Origin of the sequence: Bacillus nakamurai, from assembly GCF_001584325.1 — a bacterium.
Taxonomy (GTDB): Bacteria; Bacillota; Bacilli; order Bacillales; family Bacillaceae; genus Bacillus; species Bacillus nakamurai.
The window spans coordinates 219,335-231,985 of sequence record NZ_LSAZ01000041.1 but is presented as its reverse complement, the minus strand read 5'-3'; the positions used below and the strand labels follow the sequence as shown (position 1 = coordinate 231,985).

Sequence of the window (12,651 nt, the reverse complement as noted above, 5' to 3'; positions counted from 1 at the left end):
TTGGATTAATGAGATTTCAGGTTTTCTAATTCAACTAGGAATTTGTTGTTCAGAACTTTAATATAAGTCCCCTTCATTCCGAGTGATCTTGACTCAATGACACCGGCGCTTTCTAATTTTCTCAGCGCGTTGACGATCACAGAACGCGTAATGCCTACACGGTCCGCAATTTTACTTGCGACCAGAAGCCCTTCGTTACCGTCAAGCTCTTCAAAGATGTGCTCAATGGCTTCAAGCTCACTGTATGACAGAGAGCTGATCGCCATTTGAACGACCGCTTTGCTTCGCGCTTCCTCTTCAATTTCTTCCGCTTTCTCTCTTAAAATCTCCATTCCTACAACGGTTGCTCCGTATTCGGCAAGAATGAGATCATCGTCCTCAAATTGATCCTGCAGACGGGACAGGATGAGCGTGCCCAGACGCTCGCCTCCGCCGATAATCGGCACAATGGTAGTTAGGCCGGCTTGGAACAGGTCTCTGTTCTCAACCGGGAATGCCGTATATTCGCTGTTGATATCAAGGTTTGAAGATGTCTCCGGAACGTTAAACAGATTTCTTGTGTATTCCTCCGGGAATTGGCGGTCTTCAAGCATTTTTTTCATACGGTCATTTTCAATTTGCTGATTAATAGAATAGCCCAAAAGCTTTCCTCTGCGGCTGACAACGAAAATATTGGCGTCAATAACGTCACGAAGCGTCTCAGCCATTTCTTTAAAGTTTACGGGTTTGCCTGCAGCAGCTTGCAGCATGCTGTTAATAATGCGTGTTTTTTGTAGTAAAGCCATAATAAATAATCCTCCTAGAATTCCTCTTATTAAATTTTCACAATATAAATTGACTTAAGTCTTTGTTGTTTGCAATCGTTCCGAGCTTTTCTTCAACGTATTGCGGCGTGATGGACACTTTTTCCATCGTCACGTCCGGCGCTTCAAAAGAAAGGTCCTCTAAAAGCCGTTCCAGTATCGTATGAAGCCTTCTCGCACCGATGTTATCTGTATCCTGATTCACATGATAAGCCACTTCTGCGATCTTACGAATAGCTTCGTCAGAAAATTCAAGAGATATACCTTCTGTCTGCAATAATGCCTGATATTGTTTCAGAAGCGCATTATCGGGTTCAACCAAAATCTTCACAAAATCATCCACTGTCAGTTTGCTCAATTCTACACGAATCGGAAAACGCCCCTGCAGTTCCGGAATCAGATCAGACGGTTTCGCCATATGAAACGCTCCAGCAGCTATAAACAGCACATGATCGGTTTTGACAGAGCCGTATTTTGTGACGACTGTAGAGCCTTCGACAATCGGAAGGATATCCCTTTGAACGCCTTCTCTCGATACGTCAGCAGAGGATGAAGAAGCTCCTCCGTTTTTTGCAATTTTATCTATTTCATCAATAAAGATAATGCCGCCCTCTTCCGCTCTCAAAACGGCTTCCTGGCCGACTTCATCCATATCAATCAGTTTGCTTGCCTCTTCATTGGTCAGAACCTTTCTTGCCTCTCTGACCGTCATTTTACGGCGTTTTTTCTTTTTGGGCATCAGGTTGCTCAGCGCATCCTGCATATTCATGCCCATTTGCTCCATGCCGGAGCCTTGCAGCATGTCAAACATCGACGGCTGCTGCTCTTCCACCTCTACGGTCACGTAATGGTCTTCCAGCTCTCCTAATGCGAGCTGATGCGCCATGCGTTTTCTTTTTTCTTCAAGGCTTGCTTCTTCCTGATGCTCAGATTCGTCATCATTTGCCGGCTGACTGCCTCCGAACAGCATTTCAAACGGATTTTTCACGCCCGCTTGTTTTTTCTTTCCCGGAACAAGCAGCCGCACAATGCGTTTGTTTGCATTTTCTTCAGCCTGTTCTTTAACTTCGCTGATTTTTTCTTCCTTAATGAGCCGTACGGACGTCTCTACAAGGTCTCTGACCATTGATTCGACATCTCTGCCTACATATCCGACTTCTGTAAATTTTGTTGCTTCAATTTTTATAAATGGCGCACCGGTAAGCTTGGCGATCCGTCTGGCGATCTCTGTTTTCCCCACTCCGGTAGGACCCATCATCAGGATGTTTTTAGGGACGATCTCATCTCTCAGCTTTTCATCTAGAAGACTTCTGCGATAGCGGTTTCTTAATGCCACGGCGACAGCTTTTTTTGCATCTTGCTGCCCTACAATGTATTGGTCTAACCGATCTACAATTTGTCTCGGTGTTAACGGTTTGTTTTCCATGCGCCTCAAGTCCTTTCTATTCAAGTTCTTCCAAAATGATTTGATCGTTCGTGTACACACAAATCTCGCCCGCGATTTCCAAAGCGGCTTTGGCAATATCTCTGGCAGACAGGTTTTCGCCGGCGTATGTTTTAAGCGCCCGGCCAGCGGACAGGGCATAGTTGCCGCCGGAGCCGATCGCTAATATGCCGTCATCCGGCTCAATGACTTCACCAGTTCCCGATACGAGAAGCAAAGTATCCTGGTTCATGACAATCAGCATGGCTTCCAGCTTGCGCAGCACTTTGTCGCTGCGCCATTCTTTCGCAAGCTCAACTGACGCGCGTTTTAAGTTGCCGTTGTATTCTTCGAGTTTCGCCTCAAACATTTCAAAAAGAGTGAAAGCGTCTGCAACAGATCCCGCAAAGCCGGCTAGAACCTTTCCGTTAAACAGCTTTCTCACTTTTCTTGCGGTATGTTTCATGACAACGGCCTGACCGAATGTGACCTGGCCGTCTCCTGACATGGCGCTTTTTCCTTTATGCTGTACGGCAAAAATCGTTGTCGCATGAAAAGATGACATGAGAAGGGCCTCCTTTTAATTTTCTTTAAAAGCTCTTGGATGGTGGGACATATATGTGTTTCTCAGCATTTCCTTCGATACGTGCGTATAAATCTGCGTAGAAGACAGATTGGAATGGCCCAGAAGTTCCTGGACGCTTCTTAAATCCGCCCCTTCATTTAACAGATGGGTCGCAAATGTATGGCGAAGCATATGCGGGTGTATATGTAAAGTGCCGGATGCTTTTTTTACAAGCCCGCTTAAAATATACCGGATTCCTCTGGCTGTAAGCGGACCGCCTCTTTGATTGACAAATAATACATCATGAGGCTCTTTTGCTTTTTCCAGCAGGCACTGCCTTCCGCTGTTTATGTACAGCTCCAGCGCTTCCCGGGCGTATGATCCGAACGGAATATAGCGCTGCTTTTTGCCTTTTCCGTGAACGAGCACAGTGTCCATGAACAAATCAAGGTCACTTACAGTCAGCAAACAGCATTCACTCACCCTCATTCCGGTCGCATAAAGAAGCTCCAGCAATGCTTGATCCCGCATCCCGGACGGCTGGCTTTTGTCAGAAACAGCGAATAGCTCCTCAAGTTCTTTTTGATAAAGAAATTTCGGAATCCGTTTCTCTTGTTTCGGCAGATGAACAAGCTGAAACGGATTCTCTTCTACAAGCTTTTCCCTCATTAAAAATTTATAGAAGCTTCTCAAAGCTGAAATTTTTTTGCTGATTGTTTTTCTTGACAGACCTTTTTCATAAGCTTCTGTCAAAAATATTCTTACATCATGATATGCAGCTTCTTTCATTCCATTTATATTTTGAGCATGCAGAAACATCTCAAATTCTTCAATCGAATTAACATAATTCACAATAGTATATTGTGAATAATTTTTTTCAATTTGTAAATATTCAACGAATAACTTTAAAAAAAAGTTAACATTCTCCGCCATTATGAAGACCTCCCTCTCCGAAGGGCTTTTAAATGGTATCATATTATGCATTCAAGTTGCAATGAAAAGCTATACCGTTTTCGAAATAGTTTGAATAGTCTCAATTGCCCGTTTAGCGTATTCTTCATTGCGTTCTTTCTTATTTTTAATTTTAACAGGCAATTCTTTTAAAAGCCCAAAGTTTGCATTCATCGGCTGGAAGTTCTTCTGATTGGTTGTCGTAATATAGTGAGCCATGCTGCCTATCGCCGTCTCCTGCGGGAAGGTGACGAGCTCTTGCGCAAGTACGAGTTTCGCAGCATTAATGCCTGCCACAAGACCTGAGGCCGCAGATTCAACATAGCCTTCCACTCCGGTCATCTGGCCTGCGAAAAACAGGTCGTTCCGGTTTTTGAATTGGTATGTCGGCTTCAGTAAACTCGGCGAGTTAATGAATGTATTTCTGTGCATGACACCGTATCTGACGATGTCAACATTTTCAAGGCCGGGGATTAATTTCAGTACTTCTTTCTGATCTCCCCATTTCAAATGTGTCTGAAATCCTACAATATTATAAAGAGTTCCCGCCGCGTCGTCCTGTCTGAGCTGAACGACGGCATATGGACGCTTGCCTGTTCTCGGATCTTCAAGGCCGACCGGTTTCATCGGGCCGAAAAGCATTGTTTTTTTGCCTCTTTTCGCCATGACTTCAATCGGCATGCAGCCTTCAAAGAAAATCTCTTTCTCAAACTCTTTTAACGGAACCGTCTCTGCAGTTGTCAGCGCTTCGTGGAAACGGTCAAACTCTTCCTCTGTCATCGGGCAGTTTAAATATGCCGCTTCACCTTTGTCATAACGGGATTTTAAGTACACTTTATCCATATCAAGGCTGTCTTTTTCGACAATCGGCGCCGCAGCGTCATAAAAATAAAGATAGTCTTCGCCGGTCAGCTCTTTCAGCTGCTGTGAAAGCGATTCAGAAGTGAGCGGTCCCGTTGCGATGATTGTCGGGCCTTCCGGAATTTCTGTTACTTCTTCATGAAGAACCGTTACGTTCGGGTGGTTTTTTACGAGATTCGTCACGCTTTGTGCAAATTCATGGCGGTCAACGGCAAGCGCCCCTCCCGCCGGTACAGCACACTCATCGGCCGCTTTAATGATCGCTGAATCAAGCGCGCGCATTTCCTCCTTTAAAACGCCGACTGCATTTGCAAGCGTATTTGAACGCAATGAATTGCTGCAGACAAGCTCCGCAAATTTATCGGTATGGTGAGCCGCCGTTTGCTTTACGGGACGCATCTCATATAGTTTCACTTGAATTCCGCGTTTTGCAAGCTGCCATGCCGCTTCACTTCCGGCAAGGCCCGCTCCTATTACATTTACTGTTGGCTGGTTCATTATTTCTCATCTCCTATGGGTTGTCTTTCCACACACAAAGAAGGTGAGCAAGGCTCTGCTCACCGCTACTTCTGTGGTTCTTCCTTATAATCGCATTCCACGCATTGGACTTGTATGCCTTTTTTGAGTTTTTTCTCTACGAGCATATTTTCACATTTCGGGCATTTTCGTTCAATCGGTTTGTCCCAGGATACGAAGTCGCATTCAGGGTAACGGTCACAGCCGTAAAACACCCGTTTCTTTTTCGATTTTCGTTCAACAATGTTTCCTTCATGACACTTAGGGCACTTTACACCGATTTGTTTGACAATCGGTTTTGTATTCCGGCAGTCAGGGAAATTAGAGCACGCCATAAATTTGCCGTAGCGCCCCATTTTATACACCATTCGGGAGCCGCATAGCTCACAATCTTCATCGGCGTATTCAGGCTCAATCTCGACTTCTTTCATCTCGGCTTCCGCCTTTTTCACCCGCTTTTCGAAATCGGTATAGAAGCTGTCAATGATTTGCACCCATTCCGTCTGGCCGTCTTCCACATGGTCAAGATCCTTTTCCATCTTGGCCGTAAATTCGACGTTAATGATTTCCGGGAAAAATTCCATAATGAGATCAAGCACGATCTGGCCTAATTCCGTCGGTACAAACCGTTTATTGTCCAGTGCGACGTAACCGCGGCGCTGGATGGTGTCAAGGGTCGGAGCATATGTTGACGGACGGCCTATCCCAAGCTCTTCAAGGGTTTTGACCAGGCGCGCCTCTGTGTAGCGCGGAGGCGGCTGAGTAAAGTGCTGCTCAGGCTCGATATCCTTCGATAAGACCGTGTCCCCTTCTTTAAGATCAGGGAGCATGCGGTCTTTTTCTTCCAGCTGATCGTCTTTTCCCTCTACATAAACTTTCATAAAGCCGGAGAACTTGACTTTACTTCCGTTTGCCCGGAATGTCAATCCGCTGTTGCTGAGGTCGACACTCATCGTATCCAATACGGCAGATGCCATTTGGCTTGCGACAAAGCGCTCCCAAATCAGCTTGTATAGTCTGAGCTGGTCTCTTCCAAGCACCGCTTTTAAATCGGCAGGTTTTCTAAGCACGGAAGTCGGGCGGATCGCCTCGTGGGCGTCTTGTGTATTTTCATTCTTCTTCGCCGCTTTTCGTTTTCCGGCTAAAAACTCTTTTCCGTATGCCTGATCAATAAAGGCTGCGGCTTCATCAACGGCCGTATTTGAAATCCGGGTTGAGTCCGTTCTCATATACGTGATTAACCCGACTGTTCCTTCTTTGCCGAGATCGATTCCTTCATATAATTGCTGGGCGATCATCATCGTTTTCTTCGCTCTGAAATTGAGTTTCCGGGCCGCCTCCTGCTGAAGGGTGGACGTCGTAAACGGCAGAGCGGGATTACGTTTCCGTTCTTTTTTCGTTACCTTGTCTACGGTATATTTGTTCCCTTTCAGTTCAGCGAGAACGGCTTTCACGTCTTCTTCGCTTTTTAAAGGAAGCTTTTTGCCGTTTTTTCCGAAAAAGCCTGCTTCAAACGTTTCTTTGCCTTTTAAAAACGAGCCGGTAATCGTCCAGTATTCTTCAGGCTTAAAGTCGTTGATCTCTTTCTCGCGGTCAATAATCAGCCGGAGCGCAACGGACTGCACGCGGCCCGCGCTGAGCCCTTTTTTCACTTTTTTCCAAAGGATCGGGCTGATCTTGTATCCGACAAGTCTGTCTAATATGCGCCGCGCCTGCTGCGCATCGACAAGATCCATATTGATCATGCGCGGATGTTTAAATGATTCTTTAATGGCATCTTTTGTTATTTCATTAAAGACCACCCGGCAGTCAGAGCTGAGGTCAAGATCAAGGCTGTGCGCAAGGTGCCATGCAATCGCTTCCCCTTCTCTGTCGGGGTCAGCCGCGAGATAGACTTTTTTGGCTTTCTTTGCCGCTGTCTTTAATTCTTTTAAAACAGGGCCTTTTCCTCGGATCGTAATATATTTCGGTTCAAAGTTCTGTTCGATGTCAACTCCCATTTGACTTTTTGGGAGATCCCGGACATGTCCCATTGAAGCTTTGACTTTATATTTTTTACCTAAATAACGTTCAATCGTTTTCGCCTTTGCCGGCGATTCCACGATGACTAGATAATCAGACATTTTCATCCCCCTCAAGAGGTGTTCTCTCTCTTCTCAAGTATCAATTCATTTTAGAGCTGCCTTTTTATGGCTTTCAACATTTCATTCTTTATGATGAACGTCATTTTATACATGAAAATCAATGTGCAACTTTAAATCCTCACTATTATTAAATATTACAATGCCGTTTGTCAAACGATATTTCAAAAGGGTTCCGTATACTGAACGTTTTGCCCGGTCAGCTCTCCGTCAATGTCCTCCGCGGATAACACAGCTTTCGCCCCTTCTTGGATCAGTTTTATAGGTCCTCCGGAATATGGATTAAATATGGAACCGGGAACGGCAAATACTTCTCTTCCTTGGTCAAGGGCTTGGTAGGCCGTGATTAATGAACCGCTTTTTTCTTTTCCCTGTACAACTACAATTCCTTCACTTAATCCGCTGATGATGCGGTTTCTCATCGGAAAATGCCACTTTTTAGGTTTTGTTTCAGGAGGATGTTCTGACAGAAGGAGCTGATGTTCAGCCATGTATTCTGCTAACTGGAGATTTTCTCGGGGATAGATATGGTGAAATCCGCCGGCTATCACGCCGATCGTATGACCTTTTGCCCTGATGCTCGCCTTATGAGACAATCCGTCTATACCGGCCGCAAGCCCGCTTACGATCATCCAGCCTTTTTTTGAAAGTTCAGCCGTGAGATGTTGAACCGCTTTTATGCCGTCTTCCGTCGGTTTCCTCGTTCCCACAATCCCGATTTTTCTTCCTTTTTCGAGAAGTGCTGCATCCCCTTTTGTAAATAACACAGCCGGCGGATCATAAATCGTTTTGAGCCATGAAGGATATCGGCTTGAAGAAATCGGAATGACTGAAATTCCTTGGCGCCTGAATTCTGACAGGATGCCTTCAAGCTTCGGGCTCTCACGCTCAATTTGCAGTTTAATGGCTTCGGGGTCTATTTTCCCTCCTGATAACGCGGTTAAAGGATGGGGATCTCGTGCAAAAGACAGGGCGGAATCAGCTTTCCACCATTTTAATAGAAGAGACGGGGATATGAATTGTTTGATTCTGCAGATGATCAGACTCCGTGACGCTTGATCCAACTCTAGTGACCTCCTCTTTTTTAACAGCAAAAATAGGAACAGCCGTTACGGCTGCCCCCTTTTATCATTAGTGAGTTTTGCACGTTTCAAATAAGCCTTTTTCTTTTAACACCTTAATGAGCGTTTCACCCATGACAGAAGGTGTTTCCGCTACTTCAATACCGCAGGCGTTCATCGTTTTGACTTTTTCATCAGCCGTGCCTTTTCCTCCGGAAATGATAGCGCCGGCATGTCCCATGCGTTTTCCTGGAGGTGCGGTTTTACCGCCGATAAAGCCGACGACAGGTTTTGTCATGTTGGCTTTTACCCACTCTGCCGCTTCCTCTTCAGCAGTACCGCCAATTTCGCCGATCATAATCACGGCATGTGTCTCAGGATCTTCATTGAACGCTTTTAACACGTCAATAAAGTTCGTGCCGTTAACCGGGTCTCCGCCGATCCCCACAGCCGTAGACTGGCCTACACCCGCTTCTGAAAGCTGATGCACGGCTTCATATGTTAATGTTCCGGAACGTGACACAACACCTACATGGCCCTTTTTATGAATGTATCCCGGCATAATGCCGATTTTGCATTCTTCAGGCGTAATAACGCCGGGACAGTTCGGTCCTATTAATCTCGTTTTCTTGCCTTCCATAAAACGCTTCACTTTCACCATATCCAAAACCGGAATGTGCTCAGTGATGCAAATGACTAGATCAAGTTCAGCGTCTACCGCTTCCATGATTGCATCCGCCGCAAATGGAGCCGGAACATAAATGACTGACGCGTGAGCGCCTGTCGTATGAACAGCTTCTGCGACCGTATTAAATACAGGCACTCCTTCCGCTTCTGTTCCGCCTTTTCCAGGTGTTACCCCGCCAACGATGTTCGTGCCGTATTCAAGCATTTGCTTCGTATGAAATAAAGCGGTAGAACCTGTAATCCCCTGTACAATAACTCTTGTATCTTTATTGATAAAAACACTCATTATCTGGTCCCCTGCCTTTCATTCTTTCCTAAACTAAGGATACGATTTTCTGCGCGCCGTCTGCCATTGATTCCGCAGATGTGATATTTAAGCCTGATTCATTCAGGATTTTCTTTCCTAAATCTACGTTTGTTCCTTCAAGGCGCACGACCAGCGGCAATGTCAACCCGACTTGTCTTGTCGCTTCAACAACACCCTCTGCGATGACATCACACTTCATGATGCCTCCGAAAATATTGACGAAAATCCCTTTTACGTTTTGATCGGAAAGAATGATTTTAAATGCTTCCGTTACTTTTTCAGCGGTTGCGCCGCCCCCGACATCCAGGAAGTTTGCAGGTTCTCCGCCGTAGTGTTTAATGATATCCATCGTAGACATCGCAAGACCCGCGCCGTTTACCATACAGCCGATATTTCCATCAAGGGAGATATAGCTTAAATCGTACTTAGACGCTTCGATTTCTTTCGGATCTTCTTCATCTAAATCTCTATATTCCAAAATGTCTTTTTGTCTGTATAACGCATTGCTGTCGAAGTTCAGCTTAGCATCCAGCGCCATGACGTTTCCGTCTCCCGTTACAACGAGAGGGTTGATTTCGGCGATAGAGCAGTCCTTCTCAACAAATGCTTTATATAGGCCAAGCATAAATTTAGCGGCTTTACCGACAAGCTCTTTCGGGATATTAATTGCGAATGCAATTTCCCTGGCTTGATAGCCTTGAAGGCCGACAGCCGGATCAATGACCGCTTTTTTGATTTTTTCCGGTGTTTTTTCCGCTACTTCTTCAATCTCCGTGCCGCCTTCTTCAGAGGCCATTAACACGATTCTTGAAGTGGCGCGGTCAAGTACAAGCCCGACGTAGTATTCTTTTTTAATATCGCAGCCTTCTTCAATAAGTAAGCGTTTTATTACTCGTCCTTCAGGACCCGTTTGATGTGTGACGAGCGTTTTGCCTAACAATTCCTCGGCATATTGCTTCACTTCATCTTTTGTTTTTGCAATCTTTACCCCACCAGCTTTGCCGCGGCCGCCAGCATGGATTTGCGCCTTTACGACATAAACCGAGCTTGACAGACTCTCTGCTTTTTCAACTGCTTCCTCTGCTGTAAAAGCCACTTTACCTTCAGGAACAGATACCCCATATTTTCTGAGGACTTCTTTTCCCTGGTACTCATGGATATTCATTTCCCATCCTCCTAACTTATGTAGCAAAACTAAAAATAGACTGCGCTTTCATTCTATATAATACTGGAAGAATTGTCTAGGGTTCGAAACAAAATCTTTCTATCCTTCCAAACATTCTAACTTTTATTTTATTAAAAATATAAATTTAAACGGAGTCCAGGAAATGAATGAATCTTATTTTTCGTTTTTCAGACTGTCATCGAGCTTGTATACAAATGCAAAAATCTCGGCAACAGTTTCATAAAGCGCTTCCGGAATTTGATCATCAACTGTTAAATGGCGCATTAATTCGACAAGAGTCCTGTCTTCCTGAATGGGGATTTTCGCCTTTTCAGCTTCTTTAATGATATTTTCCGCCACGTGCCCCCTCCCTGTCGCGATGACTCTGGGGGCGTTATCTTTCTGCCGGTCATAATGCAGGGCGACAGCTTTTCTTAACGGGGTTTGTTCTTTCATATTTTCACATCCACTTCCTGCCCGCCGCTTTTTGCCATAAACTCCTCAATCACAGCATTTTGTTCTTTAGGCCGCCTTTTTTTAGCCGTAACGCCGGACAGAGTGCAGCCCGTTTCTTTTAAAGCCTCTTTCAGGGCCGGGACGAATGGATCAATTGCCGATTGCAGCTCAAAGTCGGTTTCGATAGAAATGGTCATCACACTTTGCTGAATCATACAATCAACGACGGTTTCTTTTAACGTCTCCAGCTTCAGCAAAAAAAGCAGCCTGCAATGTGACGGGTCAAGCTTTCCGTCAGGCTTTTTCTGTCCTTTAAAAAAAACGGTCATGTCATGTTGATATGCAGACTGGCCGAGCGGAAATGACAGCATGATCTGCGTGAAAGAAGGATGGGTTTGTTCGATAAATAGCTGACCGTTTAATTTGTGCATAAGCGGCTCTGCCTCTTGTTTAACCGATTGCGGCACATTTTGAAGCGACCGGGCAGCATGGAGGGCCGTCTTTAACGATTGTTTATCAGCCGTTTGCGGAGAAACGCCCTGTTCAAACGATTTAATGAATGATAATTCATCCCGGGCGCCCAATCCTTTTTTCAGCCTCTGTAAAAGGCTTAGCACGTCATGCTTTTCAGCAAATTTCAGTTCTGTCAGCTGTACGGCTTTTTCGAAAACAGCTCCCTCTTCATCGGTCAGCTGTGCGGTGTGAAGAACAGACGGTGCTTTACCTGTTTTTTCTTGTAAAAATAGGGTTTTGATCATATTCGCCGTCTCTTTCACCGGCTGGTTTTCGTTTTTTTCAGCGGACACCAGTAATTTCTCCAGAAGCTGCTTTGCCTCTCTCTTGGGAATTTCAATTTCTGTTCGGACATTTGGTGCAGCGGGTTTGTCTGATTGGCTGTCTGCGGGGGTTTTCACATTTCCTGACGTTTCACGGACCGGGAATGGTTTTTTCTCCGCTGTCAATTCGCCTTCTTCTGGCTGGCCTGCCTCAGGAAGAGACATATCCGCCGCCGATGCAAGCTTCTTCAAAAGGCGTTCGGCATGGAGGTCCGTTTCTGCGTTTAATACGTCAGTCACGGCCTCCTTGAGCCTTAAAAGCTCTTTTCCCGATTGGGGAGCCTGATTGATCGCCTGAAGCAGCCGAGTCAGAAGGCGGCGGGTCGGAACCGGGTATTTGACAGCATGAATTCCTGACAATACCTCCGGATGAACGGGAAGCTCCCGTTTTAACGCGAATACGACTGTGTCTGCCGCTTTCTTCAATTCGGCGGGCGGCAGTGATTCCGCCCAGCGGATGGCTGCTTTGAGGTTGTTTTCAGTCATCGGCAGCTTGTTTTTCATAAACGCTCCGGCGATATGAAGGGATGCTGGAGCCGGTTTGATGGAAAGGGCGTTTAAAAGCCTGCCGGCGGCATCTTGAACGGTTTTAGGACTGTCTTCAAATTGATCAACGACTTGAAGGCGGCCCATCTTTTCTGCCGGCTGTTTTTCATAGGAAAACCAGTAGTACGCCTGCGGACGGATTTCGGTTTCAAGCTTTCCCTGTATCGTTTGGCTTCCGATCTGGATAAGCGCGCTTTGATCCCCCAATAAACGGAGGACCTTCCCTAAAAGCAGCCTTTGGGCCCCGCTTTGCTTATCACCGTCTTGCTGCGCGGCGGCAGTTCCCGCCAGCAGCTGTTTGAACGCCGTTTGTATATCGCCGCTTATGTTCAT

11 protein-coding genes are annotated in these 12,651 nt (G+C 45.8%); all 11 read right to left on the bottom strand.

Annotated elements, in window-relative coordinates; translation table 11 throughout:
• Window positions 1-5 precede the first annotated feature (5 nt).
• Window positions 6-785, bottom strand: a complete 780-nt coding sequence (gene codY, locus AXI59_RS16310; protein ID WP_061520513.1) for a GTP-sensing pleiotropic transcriptional regulator CodY — start codon at window positions 783-785, stop codon at window positions 6-8.
• A 37-nt stretch (window positions 786-822) separates the two neighbouring features.
• Window positions 823-2,238, bottom strand: coding sequence for an HslU--HslV peptidase ATPase subunit (hslU, locus tag AXI59_RS16305; RefSeq protein ID WP_269448653.1), 1,416 nt, complete (start codon window positions 2,236-2,238; stop codon window positions 823-825).
• Between the two features lie 7 nt (window positions 2,239-2,245).
• The gene (gene hslV, locus AXI59_RS16300; RefSeq protein WP_061528734.1) at window positions 2,246-2,791 is read right to left on the bottom strand and encodes an ATP-dependent protease subunit HslV; all 546 of its coding nucleotides are present in this window, start codon (window positions 2,789-2,791) and stop codon (window positions 2,246-2,248) included.
• Window positions 2,792-2,806: 15 nt separating this feature from the next.
• Window positions 2,807-3,724, bottom strand: a complete 918-nt coding sequence (gene xerC, locus AXI59_RS16295) for a tyrosine recombinase XerC (RefSeq protein ID WP_061528733.1) — start codon at window positions 3,722-3,724, stop codon at window positions 2,807-2,809.
• A 69-nt stretch (window positions 3,725-3,793) separates the two neighbouring features.
• Complete coding sequence (gene trmFO, locus AXI59_RS16290; protein WP_061528732.1) at window positions 3,794-5,101, bottom strand: FADH(2)-oxidizing methylenetetrahydrofolate--tRNA-(uracil(54)-C(5))-methyltransferase TrmFO; 1,308 nt, start codon at window positions 5,099-5,101, stop codon at window positions 3,794-3,796.
• 65 nt (window positions 5,102-5,166) lie between these two features.
• The gene (gene topA / locus AXI59_RS16285; RefSeq protein ID WP_061520508.1) at window positions 5,167-7,242 is read right to left on the bottom strand and encodes a type I DNA topoisomerase; all 2,076 of its coding nucleotides are present in this window, start codon (window positions 7,240-7,242) and stop codon (window positions 5,167-5,169) included.
• Window positions 7,243-7,424: 182 nt separating this feature from the next.
• The gene (gene dprA, locus AXI59_RS16280) at window positions 7,425-8,324 is read right to left on the bottom strand and encodes a DNA-processing protein DprA (RefSeq protein WP_061520507.1); all 900 of its coding nucleotides are present in this window, start codon (window positions 8,322-8,324) and stop codon (window positions 7,425-7,427) included.
• A 67-nt stretch (window positions 8,325-8,391) separates the two neighbouring features.
• Window positions 8,392-9,294 (bottom strand): succinate--CoA ligase subunit alpha, encoded by a 903-nt coding sequence (gene sucD / locus AXI59_RS16275; protein ID WP_061520506.1) that lies wholly within the window; start codon window positions 9,292-9,294, stop codon window positions 8,392-8,394.
• A 28-nt stretch (window positions 9,295-9,322) separates the two neighbouring features.
• The gene (gene sucC / locus AXI59_RS16270; RefSeq protein ID WP_061528731.1) at window positions 9,323-10,480 is read right to left on the bottom strand and encodes an ADP-forming succinate--CoA ligase subunit beta; all 1,158 of its coding nucleotides are present in this window, start codon (window positions 10,478-10,480) and stop codon (window positions 9,323-9,325) included.
• Between the two features lie 174 nt (window positions 10,481-10,654).
• Window positions 10,655-10,936, bottom strand: coding sequence for a FlhB-like flagellar biosynthesis protein (locus tag AXI59_RS16265; RefSeq protein WP_061520504.1), 282 nt, complete (start codon window positions 10,934-10,936; stop codon window positions 10,655-10,657).
• Window positions 10,933-12,651 (bottom strand): hypothetical protein, encoded by a 1,719-nt coding sequence (locus tag AXI59_RS16260; protein ID WP_061528730.1) that lies wholly within the window; start codon window positions 12,649-12,651, stop codon window positions 10,933-10,935. The genes AXI59_RS16265 and AXI59_RS16260 overlap by 4 nt, the downstream gene beginning before the upstream one ends.